Here is a 21,348-nt window from a genome sequence, read left to right as displayed (position 1 = left end):
GTGGTGACCATGGCTGCTCACCCCAGCGCCGGACTCGGCACGCACGACGGCCATCACGGGACGCACAGCGGCTTGCATTCCGAGCAGGGTGCACTGCCCGGAGAGCATCCGGGCCGGGCGGCGAACCCCGTGATCAAGGTCCGCGACATCGCGTGGCTGGAGTTCCTCAAGCCCGATCTGGCCCGCGCCGAAGCCTTCGCCGGGGCATTCGGCTTCATAGCGTCCTACCGTGAGGCCCATGAACTGCATCTGCGAGGAACGCAGGCGGGAGCGCCGTGCGTGATCATCCGCAAGGGCGCCAGATCTCGGTTCCTCGGCCCGGCCTTCCGGGCCGCCGACACCCGTGACCTACTGCGGCTGGCCGGCGCCACCAGCACTCGGGTGAACCCGCTGCCCCAGACCCTGGGCGGGTCCGTCGTGGACCTGCTCGACCCCAGCGGAATACGGGTCCGCGTCGTCGCCGGCACCGACGACCTTCCCGCCCTGCCGGGGCAGGAGCCGCGGCGACTGAACTTCGGCGGCGATATCGCCCGGGTCAACGTCACCCAGCGGCCGCCACGGGAGCCGGCCGGCGTACGTCGCCTCGGTCACGTCGTCCTGCAGACGACCAGCTACCTGCGCACGCTGACCTGGTACCTGGAGCACCTCGGCCTGATCGTCAGCGACTTCCTGTACTACGAGGGCCAGCGCGATCGGGGCCCCACCATGAGCTTCATGCGCTGCGACCGCGGCAGGACGTTGACCGACCACCACACCCTGGCCCTGACACTGGGGCCCTCCAACCGGTACGTGCACTCGGCGTACGAGGTGACCGACCTCGACGCGCTGGCCGCGGGCGGACAGTACCTGCTCGACGAGGGCTACAGCCGCTCGTGGGGCATCGGTCGGCACATCCTCGGAAGCCAGATCTTCGACTACTGGCGCGACCCCGACGGTTTTCTCGTCGAGCACTTCACCGACAGTGACATGTTCGACTCCACCCTGGAACCCGGCTGGGCACCCATGACAGCTTCCGGCCTGGCGCAGTGGGGGCCGTCGGCCACCAAGGACTTTCTGGGCATCGCACCCGGCCGCGCCATCCTGAACGAGCTGCGCTCGATCCTGACCGCTCTCCGATCCGACGGCAACGAGTTCGACCTCGAGCGCCTGCGTGGCCTGCTGAAAGTGGCTTCCTCATGAGTATCTCCGTCCTCCGTACCGCCGACGCGTGGTGGGTCGCACTGGACGAGTACCGCGCTGTCCCGGTCGACACCACCGCGACCACGACCGCCGAACTACTCGATGATGTGGTCGCGGTCCACATGGCCCTGGCCTCGGCTCGCTCGGGCACCCTGCCGACGGAGTCACGCCGCATCGCCGAACTCCCGTTGGTCTCGCCGGTGACCACACCGTGCCGGGTGGTCGCGCAGATGACCAACTTCGTCTCCCACGTGCGCGATTCGGGCATGGATCCCGAGACCGTCCCGCTGACCTTCTTCCGCAAGACCTCGGGGTCGATCAGCGGACCGTTCGACGAGATCGTGAAGCCCGCCCACGTCCGCTTCCTCGACTACGAGATCGAGCTCGGCCTGGTCATCGGACGCCCCCTCGACGTCGGCACCACCGTGACCGCCGTCAGCTGGAAGGACCACATAGCCGGTCTGGTCATCACCAACGACATTTCCGCACGCGATGTACAGCTGCCCAAGACCCAGTTCTACGAGGCCAAGTCCTACCCGACCTTCACCCCGGTCGGCCCCGCCCTCGTGCTGCTCGACGCCGACGAGCTCGACCGCCTCTCCAAGCTGAGGCTCGTTCTAAATGTCAATGGCGAGGTCCGCCAGAGCAGCGACCTGACCGACATGATCTACAGCCCGTTGCAGGCCCTGCAGGAACTCTCTCGCTTCCAGGCTCTTGCCACCGGCGACCTCATCCTCACCGGCACGCCCGGTGGTACGGCCCTCAAGGCGCCGCCCAAGCCGGTGGAGATCATCGGCGCCCTCCTGCCCCCGGCGATGAAGTGGAAGGCGTTCTTCAACTCCCAGGCGAAGAACGAGAGGTACCTCCATGACGGGGATGTGCTGGAGCTGTCCATCCGTACGCCCGACGGAGCCATCGACCTCGGCGTGCAGCAGAACAAGGTGAGGTTCTCTTGACCACCAGCACCGACACCGGCACGACGTGGCCGAGCTACGACCGCCCCGAAGACCTGGCCGACATCGAGGCCACGCCGCTGGCCGAACGCGGGCTGCCCAGTACCTCGTACGAGCTGCTGCGGCGCGCGGCCGAGCAGTGGCCCGAGCGGACCGCGCTCACCGTCCTCCCCGACGCCGCCTCCTGGCGCACGCCCAGGAACCGCACGTACGCGGAGCTTCTCGCCGACGTGCACCAGGCGGCCAACGCCCTGCACCGACTCGGTGTGCGTCGCCGCGACACCGTCGCGCTGCTCTCCCCGAACTGCGACGAGCTCATCACCGCACTCCTGGCCGCCCAGCTCGCCGGCATCGTCACCCCCGTCAACCCGGCACTCGCCCATGACCATGTCGCCGAACTGATCCGCCGGTCCGGCGCCCGCGTGCTCATCACGGCGTCCCCGGAGCTGGACCCGGAGGCGTTCGCCACCAGCACCGAGCTGGCCCGGGACGGCCTGGTGGACCATGTGCTCGTCCTGCGTCCCACCGTTGCCGAGCGAGCCCCGTTGCCAGCGGCGGAGCGCGCCACTGTGACCTACCTCGCCGACATCGCCGCACACTCCCTGCGGGACCGGTTCCTCGGCGAGCTGCCCACCGCCACCGACCTGGCGTCCTTCTTCCACACGGGCGGCACGACCGGAGTACCGAAACTCGCGGCGCACACGCACACCAACGAGATCACCGATGCCTGGATGATCGCGGCCAACTCCACCCTTGACGAGGACTCAGTGGTCTTCGCCGCCCTGCCGCTCTTCCACGTCAACGCGCTGGTCATCACCCTGCTGGCACCACTGCTGCGCGGCCAGCAGGTAGTTTGGGCGGGGTCGTTGGGCTACCGCGACCTCACTCTGTACGCGGAGTTCTGGCGCATCGTCGAGCACTATCGGATCGGCACGATGAGTGCCGTACCCACCGTGTACACGGTGCTGGGCACCTGCCCGGTCGGCGGAGCGGACATCAGCTCGATGCGCTGTGCGATGGTCGGCGCCTCCGCGCTGCCTGAGGGTGTGCGCACCGACTTCGAGACGGCGACAGGGATTCCGTTGGTCGAGGGGTACGGCCTGACCGAGGCGACCTGCGTCAGTGTCCGCGGTTTTCTGGAGGTCCGCCGGCCCGGCTCGGTCGGACAACGGCTGCCGTACCAGCAGATCAAGATCATGGATATGGAGACAGGCGCGGAGCTGTCGGCCGGCGAGATCGGTGCCATTTTCATCAGCGGCCCCACCGTCTTCCCCGGCTACGTCGAGGGCCGCGACCATGACGGCTACCGGATCGGCGGCCGGGGCAAGGTGGTCGACGGCTGGCTGGACACCGGTGACCTCGGCCATGTCGACGAGGACGGCTTCCTCTACCTCACCGGACGCGCGAAGGACCTCATCATCCGAGGGGGTCACAACATCGACCCCCGAGTGATCGAGGACGCGCTGCTCTCCCATCCCGCGGTCACGGGTGCGCTGGCCGTCGGGCAGCCGGACCAGCGGGCGGGAGAGGTACCGGTGGCTTACGTGACTCTCGCCCACGGCATGGTCAGCGAGGACGAACTTCGCGCCTGGGCCAGGGCGCACGCCAGCGAGGCGGCCGCTGTCCCCAAGGCCGTCCGCGTCGTCGCCGCGTTGCCCGTGACCGCGGTCGGCAAGCCGTACAAGCTTCCGCTGCGTGCCGACGCCACCCGCCGTGTGCTGAGCGATGCCCTCGCCGACATCCACGACGTCGAGGAGATCAGCGTCGAAGCCGACTCCGGGTCGGTTGAGGCCATCGTGTGGCTGCGTGCCTCGGCGTCGGCCGACACCACCGCGGAAGTGGAAGGCCGGGTCGGCAAGTTCACCGTGCCATGCCGGATCCTGCAACGGAAACCGAAGGACGACTGACATGATCGCGCTCTTCGTCCTCACCTCGATCCTGGCCGTGTGGTTCGTGCTGCTGGGCGCCGGAAAGGTCCTCGGCCTTCCTGCGATGGCCGAGCGGGCCGCCCACGTGGGGTTCACCGTCGGTGGCTACCGCATCATCGGCCTTCTCGAACTCGCCGGTGTGCTCGGCCTGTTCGTCGGATGGATGGTCACCGGCGTGGGCGTCGCCGCTGCGGCCGGATTCCTGCTACTGCTCACCGGTGCTGCCCTGGCACATCTGCGTGCCGGAGACCGACCTCCTGCGCTGGTACCGGTGATCGTCTCGGCCGCCCTGGTGGCGGGCTACCTGACCGTTCTCCTCTAGACCACAGCCCTGGTCAACTTCTGTACAGAGCCGCACAAGAAATGAGTCGCAAGATGGCCAAGCAGACAACCCCGGGACGGCGGCAAGGACCGAGAGCTGCGGTGCTAGAAACCACGTCGGTGCTGGTGATCGGCGCGGGGCCGGTCGGCCTCACACTGGCCATGGAACTGGAACACCACGGCGTGGACGCATTGCTCGTGGAGCGCAATGCCTCGACCACCCGGCACCCGAAGATGGATGTCACCAACGGGCGAAGCATGGAGCTGTACCGCCGCCTGGGTGTCGCCGACGACTTGCGCAAGATCGCCATCCCGGCCGATCACCGCACCAAGGTCACATGGGCGACCGACGCGGTGGGCTGGGAACTCGCCTCGTTCGAGTACGGCAGCGTCGAGGAGACGCGTAAGGCGATCCGCGAGCGCAACGACGGCACCCTCCCACTCGAACCGTGGATGCGGGTGTCCCAGGTGGTCCTCGAACCGGCGCTGCGGGACCTGCTGAAGGCACGGTCCCAGCACGTGAAGGTGGAGTACGGCTGGGCACTGGAGAGCTTCGAGGAAGACACCGAGGGCGTCACGGCCGAGCTGGTCTCCGCGGACGGCGGCCGCCGGCGCACGGTTCGCGCGCAGTACCTGGCCGGATGCGACGGCGCCGGCAGCCGCACCCGCGCACAGCTCGGCATCGGCCTGGACGAGATCGACCTGCGGCGGACGCTCATCAAGGAGCTGGGGCTTCCCAGGACAGTGGCGACGATGGCGCGGGCCTACAAAGCCACCCGGGAACGGCCCATGGACGGTCGGTTCTACCTGGTGCACTTCACCACGCCCGACACAGATGTCTTCCGCCGTTTCGGCAACGTGTGGCACCTCCAGTCCCCAGAGGGATGGACGCTGATCTCACAGAACGACGGTGACACCTTTACCCTCCACGCGCCTTTGGGGGTCGGAACCGACGCCGACAGCATCGATCCCCGGGAGTTCGTCTACGACCGCGTCGGTCGCAGGTTCGAAATGCACGTCCTGGTCGCCAACGCCTGGAGGCCGAGGCTCACCGTCGCCGACTCCTATGGTCGCGGCCGGGTCTGGCTCGCCGGGGACGCCGTCCACCAGGTGCCCCCCACCGGCGGTTACGGCATGAACACCGGCGTCGGCGACGCCGCCGGACTCGGCTGGGCGCTGGCCGCGGTAGTCCAGGGGTGGGGGACGCCCGGATTGCTGCATGCCTACGAGCACGAGCGCCGGGCTGTGGCGCTGCGCAACCGTGCGGCCGCCGTCCGGCACAGCGTCGTCCGGGGAGCGGTGAAGGCGGCCTACCGGACCGCAGCGCGCAGCGAACGGTGGCTCGGGACACGCGCCCGCCAAAGGCTCGGTCGTGAGATCAGCGACCTGGGAAACCTGGAGAACGAGGCCCTCGGCATCGAACTCGGCTATCGCTACGACACCTCGCCCGCGGTGTGTCACGAAGCCGGTGGCCAGGCTCCGCCTCAGACGACGGCTGAGTACACGCCGAGCACCTGGCCGGGCGCCAGACCACCGAGCGTGCTTCTGCAGGACGGCCGTGCCCTGTTCGACCTCTTCCACCGTGGGTTCACCCTGCTGCGATTCGCCGACCACGACGTCAGTGCCTTCACCGACGCCGCCGCCGCACGAGACGTCCCTCTCGGGGTCGTCGACGTACGCGACGGACACGCCCGTGCCCTGTACGAGCGGGACCTGGTCCTCGTCCGCCCCGACCAGCACGTCGTCTGGCGCGGAGACGCTCCACCCGCGGAGCCCCTTCGTGTGATTGACCGTATCCGGGGAGTCCACAGCTGAGCCGCTGCATCAGAAAGACATCAACGGCCTCGCCCGAGAGTCATCCCGGGCGTGTCAGCGTTCTTGTGCAAGTACTTGGTTTTCATCCGGCGCCGATGACGCGGCGACGTCGGTCGACCCGGTGAAGTTCACCGTCCGTACCTTGGGGTCGGCGCGGCAGCCCGGCGTCGCGCAGCACGTCGGCGATGAACGGCCCGCAGGCCCGCAAAGCTTCTTCGCTGGGCTTGAGGAGCACCGTGTGGCCGGCCGCCAGCGGCGCGGCGACCGGGCGGACGCCGTTCAGGAAAGAGACACGACGGACAGGACGATGCCGAGAAATCGGCGGTTCATGAATGGGGCGAAGACTGATTCGGCGAGCGCCTCGGGCGTGTTGCAGAGGTCGTTCTGCTGTCGGTCCGGTCGCTGGGCAGATGGTTACGTTTCGCCACCCTGCCTACCTACCGTGCGGCCCAAGGCCTGCTGCCGCACGCGGGATGCCTCGCGCTGAACGCCGCATCAGGGGCCCGATGTGCGCTCCGCTGTCGTCCGTTTCCGCAAAGTGGAGCTGCACTTCGCGGCCACCCGCAGCGCGGTCGACTACGCCAGGCGCGTAGCGGGAACCCATCTGGTGCTTCTGGCCGTGAGGTGCTGAGCACTGCCTCTGGGGGAGAGCAGGCGTCTGTGGGACGCCGGCTCCGTTCCTACGCCGGATTGCGACGGTCGCTCCCGGATGGGCCGTCGTATTCTCCGGTTCACGCTCCACACCAGCGTTGCCGCCGGAGGTCCACGGCGGATCATGCGGCACATGTTCTTCGCCCACCGGAGAATGCCTGGTCAGCCGCTGGGCGGAGGCAATTGTTTGCCCCACGTCCGGCGTTGCCGAACAACTCCTTGCGCAACAGGATCTGACCTCATCCCTTGGAGCACCCCCGCACGAGTGCCCATTCCTCCCGGCTGTGACAAGGAGTTGCCGCTGTGCAGTCCATAATCCGCATGAGCCCGATGCTTCGCAGAGGGCCGACCAAGATCTCCCTGTGGAAGACGGCCTTGATCGCCATCCTGGCCCTCGCCCTGACCTCCGCCGTGCTCGGCCCGACGATGCCCACGCACAGGGCCACGCTGCACAAGGTCTCGATCACACAGCTCTGCGACCAGTCCGCCGACTCCATCGAGGCGTCCTACGGCGTACAGCCCCCGGGCAAGCCCGGGCCGTCGGCCCAGACAGGCCCTGCCACTGTCACTGTCCAGCAGGCCGCGGCCCCCCGCACGCTCACCGTCCAGCAGGCCGCGGCCCTGCGCACCGTCCGGCAGAAGGCGGTCGCCGACTGCAGGGGCAAGCTTGGCGCGCAGCAGACGGTGTGGTCCTACATCAGCGCTCGGGCGGTCGAGATCGCGGTGGACGCGACCATTACCGTCCTGGCCAGCACCATCATCTGCTACCTCGCTCCGGCCGCCTGCAAGTGGGGCGTCCGCGTCGCCGCGTTCCTCGGCGGATTCGTCGGGTCCTTCGTCTTCCAGTACCTGACCGACGGAACCGTCGACTGGAAGACCGCCGGCTACGCCCTGCTGGACGCGATGGTCTCGATGCTGACATTCTCCGGGCTGGACTCGCTTTCGGAGCACTACATCGAGCAGGGTGTGACGTCCACGCTGGGCGAGGCCGGCAAGGCCGTGACGTCCGTGGGGAACCGGATCGGCGGTCTCGGCTCCGGCTTCATCACCTACATGCAGAACGCGGCGGATTGGATCAACAGCAACGTCCTCGTGGCGGCCGGTTGGTGGAGCCCGGTGGCAGGCATCGGCTACACCGGCGGTGGCTCCGTCCGTCCCGCCACCGCCGACGGCCACGGCTCCGTCGTGCAGGCTGCCGCCACAACGAAGTCGGCCACCAATGTCGAGATCCGTGCGGTGGACGACTCCCGTCACACCGGTTACGACCACACGGATCTGCACTCCGGCAGCGGCAGCAACGAGTACTACACGTGGACCATCACCAAGCTGGGGTACACCAACAGCGACGGCGCCATCGCCTACGCGATCTCCCAGGGCAACCAGTGCCTCAACGCCGCGGGCAGCTACAGCAAGGTCGAACTGGCCACGTGCGACTACGCGACCAACTCGCACCAGGTGTTCTTCATGGACGGCGACGAGTTGATGGCCTACAACGGCGAGTGCATGGACGAAGGCGCCGACGGCAACCGCTGGCTGGCCGACTGCGACGGCCTGAACTACGAGACCTTCGCCGCCCAAGGCGACAAGGACGACCAGTTCATCGTCACTCCGCCCATCGACGGAACCGTCTACCCCGACACCATCACCAACTGGCAGAACGACCTGAGCATCTACGAGAACGCCTGACCGGCACATAGCGTTCTGACCCCATGAAGCCGAGGGCCGGTGACGGATGTCACCGGCCCTCGGCCCATCCGGCTCTTGCGATCACCCATCGCCGTCGCTGATAGTGCCGAGAATGTGAAGAAACCGTCAGCCATGAAGGGTTCGTCATGGGAAGGCCCGAACGGGTGATCGATCCCGCTGCGGGGCCGGTCCAACGTCTCGCTCACGAACTCCGTGCGCTTCGCAAGCGCGCGGGGAATCCCTCCTACCGGGACATGGCCGAGCGTGGCGAGTTCTCCGTGACGACGCTGTCCCAGGCGGCGGCCGGCACCCGTCTGCCCTCACTGGCCGTGGTGCTGGCGTACGCCGAGGTCTGCGGCGCCGATCCCGAGGAATGGGAACAGCGGTGGAAGGCGGCGGCAGACGCGGTCGCGGGCGTGCCGGAGGCCGCACACCAGGACCGGGAGAGCCAGGCGCCCTACCGGGGCCTGGCGCGCTACGAGCCGCAGGACCGCGCCGGGTTCTTCGGCCGGGAGCGCTTCGTGAAGGACGCCCTCGTGCTCGTGCGGGAGAACCGCTTCGCTGCCCTGCTCGGCGCCTCCGGCAGCGGCAAGTCCTCACTCCTGCGCGCGGGCCTCGTCCCTCGCCTCCAGGAACTCGCGCAGGAGGCGGCCACGCCCGCCGCGATCAGGATTCTCACGCCGGGAGAACGTCCTGTCTCCCGTTACGGCCACCTCTTGACACCCAAAGCGGATGAACCGGATAGCTGGGTGATCGTGGACCAGTTCGAGGAACTGTTCACCCTGTGCCCGGACCAACAGGAACGAACACGCTTCATCGACCTGCTGCTCACCGCGCGGGAGCCGGAATCCCGACTGCACGCAGTGATCGCCATGCGCGCCGACTTCTATGCGCGGTGTGCCGAGCACCCCGGGCTCGCCGACGCACTGAGTCGCTCCGGCCTGCTCATGGGACCGATGAGCACCCTGGAACTGCAGGAAGCGGTCACCCGACCGGCCGCCGCCGCGGGGCTGCGCGTCGAACGGGAGCTGACCGCCCGCATCGTCGAGGAGGTCGTCGACCGTCCCGGCGCCCTGCCGATGTTCTCGCACGCACTTCTGGAGACCTGGAGGCGGCGGCGCGGGTGCGTGCTCACTCTGGAGGCGTACGAGGCGGCCGGAGGCATCACCGGGGCCATCGCCGCCACAGCCGAGAGTGTGTACGGGCAGCTTTCCACCGGCCAGGCGGGCGCCGCCCGCCGCCTGATGCTGCGGCTGATCGTCCCGGGTGACGGCGCTCCCGACACCAGCCGTCCCGCCCGCCGGACCGAACTGGACGCATGGCACTGCCCCGAGCTGGACACGGCGGTCGAGCGGCTGGCCGCCGCCCGTTTGCTCACCATCGACGGCGACACGGTGCAACTGGCGCACGAGGCCCTGATCACCGGCTGGCCCCGACTGCAACGCTGGATCGACGAGGACCGTGAGCGGCTCAGCCTGCGCCAGCGGCTCACCGATGCCGCACGGACGTGGCACGACATGGGACGCGACCCAGGCGCCCTGTACACGGGGGACCAGCTGGAGCCGGTCGCGAAGATCCTTCTGCCGTCTGACCGGGACCACGACCTCTGTCCGGTCGAGAAGGCCTATCTCACCGCAGCCCTCGATGCCCGCGCGGCTGAGCAACGCACCACCGCCCGTGCCAGGACGCGGACACGGCGCCTGGTCGCCGCATTCTCAGCCATGCTGGCGATCGCCCTGATCGTCAGTATGGTCGCCTGGCAACAGCACCTCACCACTGAACGGGATAAGAGCGCGGCCACCGCCGTTCGGGTCGCCGAACTGGCCGCCGCAGCCCGGACCACCGACCCCCGAACCGCCCTGCTCCTCAGCCTTGCCGCCTGGCGGATCGCGCCGATACCCGAAGCACGAGCCGCTCTGTTCGGTGCCCTCACGCAGCGCGAGTCGGACGCCTTCAGTGACCCCGGGGCAGGCGTCGGGAGCCGGCGGTTCCTCGTCGAGTCCGGCGGGACGCTGCTCAGTGTGCGCGACAGGTCGTGGCATACCTGGGACGTGGCCACACACGCCGAGCGTGCCTCGGGGCGATTGCCCGGCACCGTGTTGGCCGCTGACCCCGACGGCCGTGTGGTCGCCCTCGACAGCGGCACCGGCTGGCGGCTGTGGGACACACGTACCCATGTCTGGACGGGATCCGTGAACGAGCTGTCCAAGGACTCCTACCTGCCCGGCTTTCCCGCCTCCGGAGCGAGCTACCTGGTAAGCGCCGTCGGCCGGTCCCAGGTCCAGGTACGCGCCGTGTCGGATGGCCGATTGCTGTACCAGGCGGCGGCGGACAGCCCGGCGAACGTGACCGTCGGTCCCGGGAATCGGCTGGTGGCCGCATGCCTCGCCGGTGGCTCACTCGTCGTCCAGGACCTCGGCGGCAACCACCCAGTCCCGGGTGCTTGGACGAGCACGGGTGGGAACACCTGCGGCGACGCCGGCTCACAACTTGCGTTCGACCCCGCCGGCAAGCGGCTCGCCGCCGTGTCCGACAACGGCGTGCGGGTGTGGGACCTGACCTCGGGCCGACTGCTCGCCGACCTCTCCTCTCCCGGCATCGAGCGCATAGTGTTCGGCGGCGGCGGCGAGTTCCTCGCTGCCGCGGGGCCAGACGAGATCACCGTGTGGAACCTGCCGACAGTCAGGCCCGTCTTCCGGCACTCCGTGCCCGGCCACCAGGTGGCCGGCCTCGCCTGGGACGCCCGCCACCCCCTGCTCCGCTACCTCGCGGATGGGACCGTCCACACCTTCGACCTGGCAGCGAGCCTGACCCCGGCAGGCAATGCCAAGGCTTCGGACAGCACCCTGCTCAGCCCGGACGGCCGCACGGTTGCCACCGCCGTGGGCACCGGTGACCACTATGTCGTCCAACTGCGAGACATTGGCGGCGGGCAGCCGGCGCACACGCTCCCCGCCCCGTCCCCGCCCGCCGTCGGCTCCGGGCCGGTCGCCCCCGGGGGCATGACCGCCGTCATGGGCTTCAGTCCGGATGGCAAGACCTTCACATACGGCATCACTGCCCCCGGTCGTACGGCGGCGCGGCAAACGTTCACCCTCTGGGACGTCCCACAGGCACGCCAACAGGCTGTCGTTGACGTCGCACCGCGGCCGGCCCCCGCGGTCACGGGAGTCGCGCTCAGCCCCGGGGGCACGATGTTGCTGACCACACGCATGGACGATAGCGGCCGCTACGGTGAGGTCTGGGAAACCGAGCGTGGCCGTAGAACTGCCGTCCTACCGGGCCTGGACACCGCCTCCCCGACGATCAGACCCGACGGGCGGCTGCTCGTCGGCGCCGACGGGACTGCCGAACTCCCGGTCGGGCGAACAGCCTTTCGCGCCCTAGGTCGGGGTGAAGAGGTGACGGCCCTCGCCTTCGACGCGGACGGCAGCAAGCTGGCAGTGGGCGACGCGTCCGGGCGCGTCACCCTCTGGGACAGCGACGCTCGCCACAGCATCGGCACCCTGCCGAGCACCTTCCCCGCCCCCGTGGGCGAGCCGGCAGAGGCGGTCAGCGCTCTCAGCTTCAGCCCCGACGGCACCACCCTCGCGGTCGGAGGCCGCTTCGGCAGCATCCAACTCTGGGACACCACCGGCGACGAGCCGCTGGGGACCAACCTGGTCAGCCTCGGCGAGAGCATCATCTCCCTCTCCTTCGCCCCTGACAGCGAGGCCCTGTACGCCAGTAGCCTCCACGCCTCGCTCCAGCGCTATCCCATCACTCCAGACTCCATTGCGGAGTTCATCTGCACGGCCACGAAGTCCGCTCTCACGCCGACCGAGTGGCACGCCGCCATCCCTGACGCGCCTTACCGCAAGCTCTGCCCCCCGTCCGCCCGGAGCGGATGACCTACTGTCCTGTGTCGATCACGCCGGGGCACTGTGAACCGACAGCCGACAGGCGAGACCTGAGCCCGGTCCCACGGACCTCCTGATCCGGTAGTGCTGCCTGACCAGCAGGTCTCACCGTCGGTGCGGTTGTCCGGGCTCAGGTGCCCCGGAAGTACCGATGACACCCTGCCCCTGGAACGGGTCCGACAGTCCGCCACCGGGACACGACGCCCGTCAAGCGCCTTGGCTCGGCGAACATACTCACCAGCACGGGGGCGTGCGGCAGAGTCATCCGCTCCATCACATAGTGGTCGTAGGCGAGAACCATCAGATCGTCGATGGGCTTCCACCCGCCGCCATAGTCGGCCGCCGCTTGGCCCAGGCGCCGTTCGGCCCGCACTCGCGGGTCCCACGGCGAGAAAATCGCTCGAGGACAGCACCGCACCCAGGCCTTCCTGCGCCTCGCCGGACAACGAGCCGACGTGCTCTCTGCGATGCCTTCGGACGCCACATGCCGTGACCCTCGAACCGCCGTCAGGTGTTGACGAACCCCGCATGGGCAACCCGAAGTTATCCGGAGACCGCCGGGTCCGGGTTGCCGTAGTAGGCGCCCGGGCCGTGCTTGCGTGTGTAGTGCCGGTCCAGCAGATGACGGGGCGGCGGACCTGCCGGGACCAGGGTCAGCGTCTGGATGGCGATGTCGGCCACGGCCTCGCAGATGATGGCGTGTTCGAGGGATTTACGGGCGGTCGCCCCCCAGGTGAAGGGACCGTGGTTGGCGACCAGGGCGGCGGGGACCTCCAGCGCCTTCTGGTTGTTCTCTTCGAGCATGTCGACGATGACGCGGCCGGTGTTGTATTCGTAGTCCTGTGCGCACTGCTCCGGCGTGAGGTCGGGGGTGCAGGGGATCGGGCCGTTGAAGGTGTCGGCGTGGGTGGTGCCGAGGACGGGGATCTCGCGGCGGGCCTGGGCGAAGGCCACGGCGTAGGTGGAATGGGTGTGGGTGACGCCACCGATGGACGGGAACGCCAGGTAGAGGCAGCGATGGGTCTCGGTGTCGGTGGACGGGCGCAGGTCCCCCTCGACCACGGCGCCGTCGGCCAGGCGTACCGTCACCAGGTGGTCGATGGTGAGGTCCTCGTAGGGGACACCGGAGGGCTTGATGACGAAGAGCCCTGCCTCCCGGTCGATACCGCTCACGTTTCCCCAGGTCAACGTGGCGAGGCCGACCTGAGGGATCGCGAGGTTCGCCTCCAGTACCTCCTGCCGCAGGCCGTCGCGGACAGTGGCGGTCATGTTTCGTTCTCCTTCGTAGCGGTGGTGCTTCACAGGGCCTGGGAGAGCCGGTGGTAGGCGGCGTTCCAGCGGATTTCCTTGGTGAACTGCTCGGTGGTGGTGTTCTCGTCGATGGTCAGCAGTTCGACGCCGGTCATGGCGGCGAAGTCGGTGAGCGTGTCGACGCCGACGGCGGAACTGAGCACGGTGTGGTGCGGGGCACCGGCGAGCAGCCAGCTCTCGGCCGACTCCGCGAGTGAGGGGTACGGCTTCCACACGGCCCTGGCCACCGGCAGCCGGCGCAGTGGCTGGGGAGCAGGCACCACCTCCACCGTGTTGGCGGTGAGGCGGAAGCGGTCGCCGAGGTCGGAGAGGCCGACGACCACGGCGGGGCCGGGGGCGGCGTCGAAGACCAGGCGGACGGGGTCCTCGCGGCCGCCGATGGACAGGGGGTGGATCTCGCAGGAGGGGCGGTCGGCCGCGATGGAGGGGCAGACCTCCAGCATGTGGGCGCCGAGGATGCGCGGCTCGCCCGGGCCGAGGTGGTAGGTGTAGTCCTCCATGAAACTGGTGCCGCCGGGCAGCCCTGCGCCCATGACCTTCATCGTGCGCAGCAGCGCGGAGGTCTTCCAGTCACCCTCGCCCCCGAAGCCGTAGCCATCGGCCATCAGACGCTGGACGGCGATGCCCGGCAGCTGGCGCAACCCGCCCAGGTCCTCGAAGTTGGTCGTGAAGGCGGTGAAGCCGCCCTCGCCCAGGAAGGCGCGCAGTCCGAGTTCCAGGCGGGCGGCGTAGCGCAGTGAGTCGTGGCGGATGCCGTCCGGGCGTAGGGCGGGATGTATGTCGTACTCGTCGACGTAGACCGCGGCGAGCTCGGTGATCGTCTTGTCCTCGACCGCGTCGACAGCCGCGACCAGGTCGTTGACCCCGTAGGTGTTCACGGAGAAACCGAATCGCAGCTGCGCCTCGACCTTGTCGCCCTCGGTCACCGCGACGTCCCGCATGTTGTCACCGAAGCGCGCCAGCCTCAGAGTGCGAGCCGCGTGGGCGCCGGCGGCGGCCCGGGACCATGATGCAACCCGATTGACGACCCGGGGCTCGGTGGCATGGCCTGCGACGATCTTGCGGACGACGCCGAGGCGTGACTCGATGTGGGCGAACTCGCGGTCGCCGTGGGCGGCCTGGTTGAGGTTCATGAACTCCATGTCGATACTCGTCCAGGGCAGCGACAGGTTGTACTGGGTGTGCAGATGGAGCACGGGCCGGTCGAGGGCGCTCAGCCCGGCGATCCACATCTTGGCCGGCGAGAAGGTGTGCATCCAGATGATCACACCGGCGCAGTCGTCGGTGGCCGAGGCTTCCTGGCACACACGGCGGATGGACTCGGCGTCGGTGAGGACCGGCTTCCACACAATGGGGAGGGCGATCTCGGCGGCGGCGTCGAGGCGTTCGGCAGTCCGCTGGGACTGATGGGCGACCTGTCGCAGGGTGTCTTCGCCGTAGAGGCCCTGACTGCCGGTCAGGAACCAGATCTCCCGTTTCGGATCGGGCTGGGTGGGCGTGGTCATGGAGCTGTTCCCTTTCAGGGGCTGGGGAGCGAAGGGCAGGGTGTGGCTGGTCAGGAGGTCGCCTCGGCCCGGATACGGCGCAGCCGGTGCATCACGTCGTTGGCGCCGCGGCCGAAGTAGTCGTGCAGCAACCGGTACTCGGCGTAGAGCCGCTCGTAGGCCTCGGCGCGCTCGGGGTCGGGCTGGTAGACACCGCGGTGGACCTGGCCCATGGCGTGCGCGGCGGCCCGGATGTCGGGATACGCGCCGGCCGCGACCGCGGCGTGCATGGCGGCGCCCAGAGCCGGGCCCTGGGCGGAGCCGATGACACCCAGCGGACGGCGGGTGACGTCCGCGTAGATCTGCATGAGCAGGGCGTTCTTTGTCAGACCGCCGGCGATGATCAGTTCCTCGACGGGCACGGAGGCCGCCTCGAAGGCATCGATGATGGTGCGGGTGCCGAACGCGGTGGCCTCCAGCAGGGCCCGGTAGATGTCCTCCGGGCGGGTGGAGAGGGTCTGTCCGACCAGGACGCCGCTGAGGTCGTGGTCGACCAGGACCGAGCGGTTGCCACTGTGCCAGTCCAGCGCGATCAGCCCGTGCTCACCGACCTGCTGACGTGCCGCCAGGTCGGTCAGGTACTCGTGCGGGCTCTGCCCGAGGGCCGCGGCCTTCTCGGCGTACTCCGCGGGAAAGCCGTTACGGACGAACCAGGCGAAGATGTCGCCCACACCGCTCTGCCCGGCCTCGTAGCCCCACAGACCTGGCAGGATGCCGCCGTCGACGATCCCGCACATGCCCGGCACCGTGCCCAGCTGGTCGGAGCTCATCACGTGGCAGGTGGAGGTGCCCATGATGGCGACCATCTGACCCGGTTCCACCGCTGCCGCCGCCGGCGCCGTCACGTGGGCGTCGACATTGCCCACACAGACCGTGATGCCCTCGGGCAGGCCCGTCCAGGCTGCCGCCTCCGCCGTCAGGATCCCGGCAGGGGCACCGAGCTGAGCGATCCGTTGGTCCAGCTTGTCGGTGACGAAGTCGGCGAAGCCGGAGTGGAGGGCGGACAAGTAGTCGCGGCTGGGGTAGGCGCCGTTCTGGTACTGGCCCTTGTAGCCGGCGGTGCAGGCGTTGCGGACGTACGTGCCGCACAGCCGCCACACGATCCAGTCGGCCGCCTCCACCCACCGCTCCGTGCGGGCGTAGATCTCCGGGTCCTCCTCCAGGAGTTGCAGTGCCTTCGCGAACTCCCACTCCGAGGAGATCTTTCCGCCGTACCGCTCCAGCCACGGCTCCTTGCGTTCGGCGGCCAGCGCGTTGATCCGGTCGGCCTGGCCCTGCGCGGCGTGGTGGCGCCACAGCTTGACGTAGGCGTGCGGGCGGCCGGCGTACTCGGGCAGGTCGCACAGCGGGGTGCCGTCGGCCAGCACCGGGAGGACGGTGCACGCGGTGAAGTCCGTGCCGATGCCGATCACCCGGTCCGACGACACCCCGGCGCGGGCGAGAGCCTCGGGCACCGCCCGGCGCAGCACGTCGAGGTAGTCGTCGGGTACCTGCAGGGCCCAGTCGGGGGGCAACCCGGTACCGTCGGGCAATTCACGGTCCAGGACCGCATGGGCGTACGGGTGTTCGGCGCTGCCCAGTTCCGCGCCGTCGCGGACCCGGACCACCACGGCCCGCCCGGAGAGCGTGCCGTAGTCGACTCCGACGACGCAAAGGTCTGGGTGCGGGGGCGCGCTGCGTTCGACGTTCGGCACGAGAGGCCGTTCCTTTCAGTAGTTCGCTTTCGGTATTTCGTTCATGGTTCGGGCGCGCGAATGAGGGAAGAGTGCTTCCTCGTCTGCTTTCCGAGCCGGCCTGGCCTCGGTGACGGCAGCCGGACGATCGGTGGGTCGGCGCCACCGCGGGACGGCAGGTGCCGGGGACGTACTCCGGGGAGTTGGCCGGCGGGCGGCCTCAGGTGCGGCCAGCCTTGCCGAGCGCGACCTCGCGCGCTTGGTTGGGGCCACGGTGTACGCGTCGGGTGGCAGGGCACGACGCGCACACCGTGGAGCGGGCATGACAGGTTCAGCGGGGAACCGGGGTCGGGGATCCGTGCCGGGCGCCTGGCATGCTCGGCTGGATCTCGTCGTGGACGGGTGGTCCGGTGGCCTCTGCGGGACGCGGTATGCGGGTGGACCCGTGGTCCGTTCGCAGCATGTGCGTCCTCCGCCTCCCACGTGCTGTGGGACGAACATGCGTGGCAGCCGGAAGTGGGGGACCGGGGCGCGCGGGGAGTCGCGCCCCGGGGCTCGTGTGCGCGGGACTGTCGCAGGTGCCGGCGACGACACCGCGCCGGGCGTGGCCGCCGGCGCAACCGGTCACGGCTACGGGATGACCCGGCGGCTGACTGTGGCTGGCCCCTCTGCCCATTGCGGTACGTGACGCCGGTGCTCTTCGTGGGCGGCGGCAGCGGACGCTGCCGCCGCCCACGTCCTCGGGCGACCCCCCCTTAGGCTCGCCGTCGGGCTCAGTGATTCCTTCGGGGAGGCGAGCGTGCCGGGACCGGAGGTGCGACCGCTGCCGTGGCGCCCGGGGCGAGGGCACGGATGACGACGGTGGAGGAAGCGCGTATTCGCATGGAACTGTCCTCAGGCGTACAAGAGGCGGTGGCGCTGTGGTGTGCGGCGGGTGATGGCCAGGGCGAAGCGGGGGCAGGGATGAGTCCGGGTCATGCGTCCCGGACCCCCGAGCTCTCGCGCCGGATGAGATCGGGACCGACGAGCTTCGGTTCCTGCGGTTGGTAGTCGGACTCCAGTTGGCCGCGGAGGAGCTCGAAGGCGGCGCGGCCCAGCCCTTGGAAGTCCATGCGGACCGTGGTGAGGGAGGGGGTGACGAATCCGGAGTGCGGGGCGTCGTCGAAGCCGACGACGCTTACGTCGCCCGGCACGGCCCGCCCGGCGTGGTGCAGGGCACGCAGCACGCCCAGCGCCAGGTCGTCGTTGCCGCACAGGATTGCCGTGACGCCCGGATCGCGGGCGAGTCTGCGTCCGGCGTCGTAGCCGGCCTGGCAGTCCCAGCCCTTGCCCGTGGGCGACGGCGGGGTGACTCCCGCTGCCCTCAGGGCCTGGCGCCAGCCCTCGGCACGCGGTGACGGCGAGCGCCCGGAGCCCGTGGACGCCGGGATCGCCACATAGTGCACCGTGGCATGCCCGAGTCCCAGCAGGTACTCGGTCGTCGTGCGGGCCGCCGTACGGTCGTCGACCCACACCGCCGGACGGGAGGGTGTCCGGCCCGGCGGCGGTGCCTCGACCGCCGCGGCGCAGGGCACGTTGGGTGGAATGCTGTCCAGGGCCGCCGCTCCGAGCCGGTCGAAGCCGATGACCATGATCCCACCGCCGGCCGCAGTGGCCTCGGCGACCGTGCGGTCCAGGTCGTCCTCGGGTGTGAGCACCCGGACGCCGACCGAGTACCCCGCGGCGCGGGCGGCCTCCTCCAGCCCCTGCAGGGTTGCTGCGTAGCCGTGGAGGACGGTGTTGGAGGTCAGTACCGTGACCGACTTGGTGACACCGCTGGCCAGGGCGAACGCGGTGGCGTTGCGCCGGAAGCCGAGCCGGTCGATGGCTTCCTCGACCCGGTGGCGGGTCTCCTCCTTGACGTTCGGATGGCCGTTGATGACCCTCGAAACGGTCTGGTAGGAGACGCCGGCCTCCTGGGCGACGTCGCGGATGCTGGCGGGCTTCTGCTGGCTCCCCGGGGGGTCGGCGTGGGCTCCGAAGCTTGTGTGACCGGTCACAGACATGTCAGGATTGTGAGCGGTCACAACACAGGCGTCAAGTGGGTGCAACCACGGCGTTACTTCCTCGGGGCGAACGCGGCGCCTTCCCCGGCGGTCCGCCGGCCCCAGAGCGCCGCGCCATCTGCGCCCGCCCTCCCGGAAACGACCTGTGCGACACCACCGGAGCCGATCATCTGTCCCAGAAGGGGAACGCGTTGACTGCTGCTGTCGAAACCGCCCAGGGGTCTCCGTTGTGGACTCATGAAGTCCTCGGCCTGCGCGCCGTCGTGGACGGCACGGGTTCGGTAAGACTCGCGACCTCCGACCTACCTGCGGACTGCCTCGTCCCCGTCGTCGAGATCGTCCTCACCGGGCACGGACGTACCTGGTCGGGGGAGCGTTTCATCGACACGGCCGTCGGCGGTCGCCTGGTGCTGCGCGGCCACCAGACGGCCGAGGACGGCGAGTGGCGGCGCACCACGATCCGGCTGGTCGACCCCGACACCGGTCTCGCCGCCGACGTCGTCCTGAGCTCCGTACCCGGCGCGGGGTTCCTTCGCTCGCAGGTACGTCTGGTCAACGAGGGCGACGCGCCCGTGCACGTGGAGAGCGTGTCCACTCTCGCCCTCGGCGGCATCGTCGACCGGGCGGGCGGCCTGGACGCCCTGACCCTGCACTGGGCGGACAACGACTGGCTCGCCGAGTGCCGCTGGCGCCACGCGCCGTTCCGGGACCAGGTCGTCCCGCTGAACCGGGCCGCGCACGGCCACGAGGGCCGCGGTTGCTTCGAGCGGTACTCACAGGGCACCTGGTCGACCGGCCGGCACCTGCCCGTCGCCGCGCTCACCGACGGCGCTGAGGGCGCCTGGTTGTGGCAGATCGAATCCAGCGCGGGCTGGCGCTACGAGACGGGGGAGCGCGAGGGCGCCGCCTACCTCGCCTTGTTCGGGCCCGACGACGCGCACCACCAGTGGCGGCGCACGCTCGGGCCCGGCGAGGAGTTCACCACCGTGCCCGCCGTCCTGGTACGCGCGTCAGCCGGCGGCCTGGACGCGGCCTTCGGTGAGCTCACCTCCTACCGCCGCCGCATCCGCCGCGCCCACACCGACCATCGGGTGCTCCCGGTGATCTACAACGACTACATGAACACCCTGATGGGTGACCCCACCACGGACAAGCTCCTGCCGCTCATCGAGGCGGCCGGTGACGCGGGCGCGGAGGTCTTCGTCATCGACGCCGGCTGGTACGACGACGACGCCCAGGGCTGGTGGGACGCCGTGGGCGCCTGGGAACCGGCCGGGCGCCGCTTCCCAGGCGGCATACAGGAGGTACTGGACGCCATCAGACAGCACGGCATGACCCCCGGGCTGTGGCTGGAGCCGGAGGTCGTCGGCGTCCGCAGCCCACTAGCCCGGACGCTGCCAGCCGAGGCGTTCTTCCACAGGAACGGGGTCCAAGTGACCGAGCACGGCCGGCACCACCTCGACCTGCGCCACCCCGCGTCCCGCGCGCACCTCGACCGGGTCGTGGACCGCATCGTGGGGGAGTGGGGCGTGGGCTATCTCAAACTCGACTACAACGTCAACGCCGGATCCGGCACCGAGACCGACGCCGAGAGCGCCGGCGCCGGGCTGCTCGGCCACCACCGCGCCCACCTCGACTGGCTTGGCTCCCTCCTGGACCGGCACCCCGGCCTGATCCTGGAGAACTGCGGATCGGGAGGCCTACGTATGGACTACGCACAACTGGCCGTCGCCCAGCTGCAGTCCACCAGTGACCAGCAGGACCCCCTGCGCTATCCGCCCATCGCGGCAGCGGCGGCCACCGCCGTGACGCCCGAGCAGGCGGCCGTCTGGGCCTATCCCCAACCGCACTTCGACGCGGACGAGATCGCCTTCACGATGACCACGGCACTGCTGGGCCGCGTGCACCTGTCCGGCTTCCTGAACCGCATGGACGCCGCCCGGTCCGCGCTCGTCCGCTCGGGTGTCGACGTCTACAAGCGCATCCGGCCGGACATCGCGGGCGCTCTGCCCTTCTGGCCGATCGGCCTGCCGTCCTGGGAGGACGAATGGCTGGCCCACGGACTGCGTGCCGACTCCGCGACGTACGTGGCGGTGTGGCGGCGGCAGCCGTCCCCGCGGCGAGCCGACGGAGGCCTGCAGCGGGCTGCAGCCGACGGCGCCGGTGACCACAGCCGTACGCTCCGGATCCCTCACCTCCTTGGCGGACGGCCGCGTCCCGAAGTGCTCTTCCCGGCCGAGGCCGGTGCCACGGCGACCTGGGACCCGGACGAGGGACACCTCACCGTCTGCCTTCCCCGGCCTGACACGGCCGTGCTCATCCGCCTGGGCGCGTGAGCCCGGT

General features: G+C 69.6%; 12 protein-coding genes and 1 pseudogene. 8 read left to right on the top strand and 5 right to left on the bottom strand.

Annotation, left to right across the window (positions count from 1 at the left end; all coding sequences use genetic code 11):
* The first annotated feature begins 9 nt into the window (after positions 1-9).
* The 5 genes from ABT137_RS24220 (at position 10) to ABT137_RS24200 (ending at position 6,196) form a co-directional block, all read left to right on the top strand.
* Entirely contained in the window at positions 10-1,179 is a 1,170-nt protein-coding gene (locus tag ABT137_RS24220) for a VOC family protein (RefSeq protein WP_351712167.1), read from the top strand.
* The gene (locus tag ABT137_RS24215) at positions 1,176-2,135 is read left to right on the top strand and encodes a fumarylacetoacetate hydrolase family protein (protein ID WP_351712165.1); all 960 of its coding nucleotides are present in this window, start codon (positions 1,176-1,178) and stop codon (positions 2,133-2,135) included. The genes ABT137_RS24220 and ABT137_RS24215 overlap by 4 nt, the downstream gene beginning before the upstream one ends.
* Positions 2,132-4,039, top strand: coding sequence for an acyl-CoA synthetase (locus tag ABT137_RS24210; RefSeq protein ID WP_351712163.1), 1,908 nt, complete (start codon positions 2,132-2,134; stop codon positions 4,037-4,039). The genes ABT137_RS24215 and ABT137_RS24210 overlap by 4 nt, the downstream gene beginning before the upstream one ends.
* Before the next feature lies 1 nt (position 4,040).
* Entirely contained in the window at positions 4,041-4,382 is a 342-nt protein-coding gene (locus ABT137_RS24205; protein WP_351712161.1) for a DoxX family protein, read from the top strand.
* 101 nt (positions 4,383-4,483) lie between these two features.
* Complete coding sequence (locus ABT137_RS24200; protein WP_351712159.1) at positions 4,484-6,196, top strand: FAD-dependent monooxygenase; 1,713 nt, start codon at positions 4,484-4,486, stop codon at positions 6,194-6,196.
* Positions 6,197-6,301: 105 nt separating this feature from the next.
* Here ABT137_RS24200 and ABT137_RS24195 read toward each other — a convergent pair.
* Positions 6,302-6,473 (bottom strand): annotated as a pseudogene (locus ABT137_RS24195) (salicylaldehyde dehydrogenase); the annotation flags it as partial.
* A 677-nt stretch (positions 6,474-7,150) separates the two neighbouring features.
* On the opposite strand from ABT137_RS24195, the gene ABT137_RS24190 reads away from it, so the two are divergent.
* Positions 7,151-8,533 carry a hypothetical protein gene (locus ABT137_RS24190; RefSeq protein WP_351712157.1) on the top strand — a complete coding sequence of 461 codons (1,383 nt, stop codon included), beginning with the start codon at positions 7,151-7,153 and terminating at the stop codon, positions 8,531-8,533.
* 146 nt (positions 8,534-8,679) lie between these two features.
* Positions 8,680-12,423 (top strand): nSTAND1 domain-containing NTPase, encoded by a 3,744-nt coding sequence (locus tag ABT137_RS24185; protein WP_351712155.1) that lies wholly within the window; start codon positions 8,680-8,682, stop codon positions 12,421-12,423.
* 552 nt (positions 12,424-12,975) lie between these two features.
* Here ABT137_RS24185 and araD read toward each other — a convergent pair.
* The 4 genes from araD to ABT137_RS24165 all read right to left on the bottom strand — a co-directional run bounded on the left by araD (position 12,976) and on the right by ABT137_RS24165 (position 19,005).
* Positions 12,976-13,701 (bottom strand): L-ribulose-5-phosphate 4-epimerase AraD, encoded by a 726-nt coding sequence (gene araD / locus ABT137_RS24180; protein ID WP_351712153.1) that lies wholly within the window; start codon positions 13,699-13,701, stop codon positions 12,976-12,978.
* Positions 13,702-13,730: 29 nt separating this feature from the next.
* On the bottom strand, positions 13,731-15,248 hold the full coding sequence (araA, locus tag ABT137_RS24175) for an L-arabinose isomerase (protein ID WP_351712151.1): 1,518 nt from the start codon (positions 15,246-15,248) through the stop codon (positions 13,731-13,733).
* Positions 15,249-15,298: 50 nt separating this feature from the next.
* Positions 15,299-16,981 carry a ribulokinase gene (araB, locus tag ABT137_RS24170; RefSeq protein WP_351712149.1) on the bottom strand — a complete coding sequence of 561 codons (1,683 nt, stop codon included), beginning with the start codon at positions 16,979-16,981 and terminating at the stop codon, positions 15,299-15,301.
* A gap of 953 nt (positions 16,982-17,934) precedes the next feature.
* Positions 17,935-19,005, bottom strand: a complete 1,071-nt coding sequence (locus tag ABT137_RS24165) for a LacI family DNA-binding transcriptional regulator (RefSeq protein WP_351712147.1) — start codon at positions 19,003-19,005, stop codon at positions 17,935-17,937.
* Between the two features lie 227 nt (positions 19,006-19,232).
* On the opposite strand from ABT137_RS24165, the gene ABT137_RS24160 reads away from it, so the two are divergent.
* A complete protein-coding gene (locus tag ABT137_RS24160; protein WP_351712145.1) occupies positions 19,233-21,341 on the top strand; it encodes an alpha-galactosidase in 2,109 nt (702 codons plus the stop codon).
* The last annotated feature ends 7 nt before the right edge of the window (positions 21,342-21,348 follow it).

The organism is Streptomyces sp. NPDC001980 (assembly GCF_040296885.1).
Taxonomy (GTDB): Bacteria; Actinomycetota; Actinomycetes; order Streptomycetales; family Streptomycetaceae; genus Streptomyces.
Note: the sequence above shows the minus strand (reverse complement) of the source record. Positions and strands in the feature narration are given on the sequence as shown.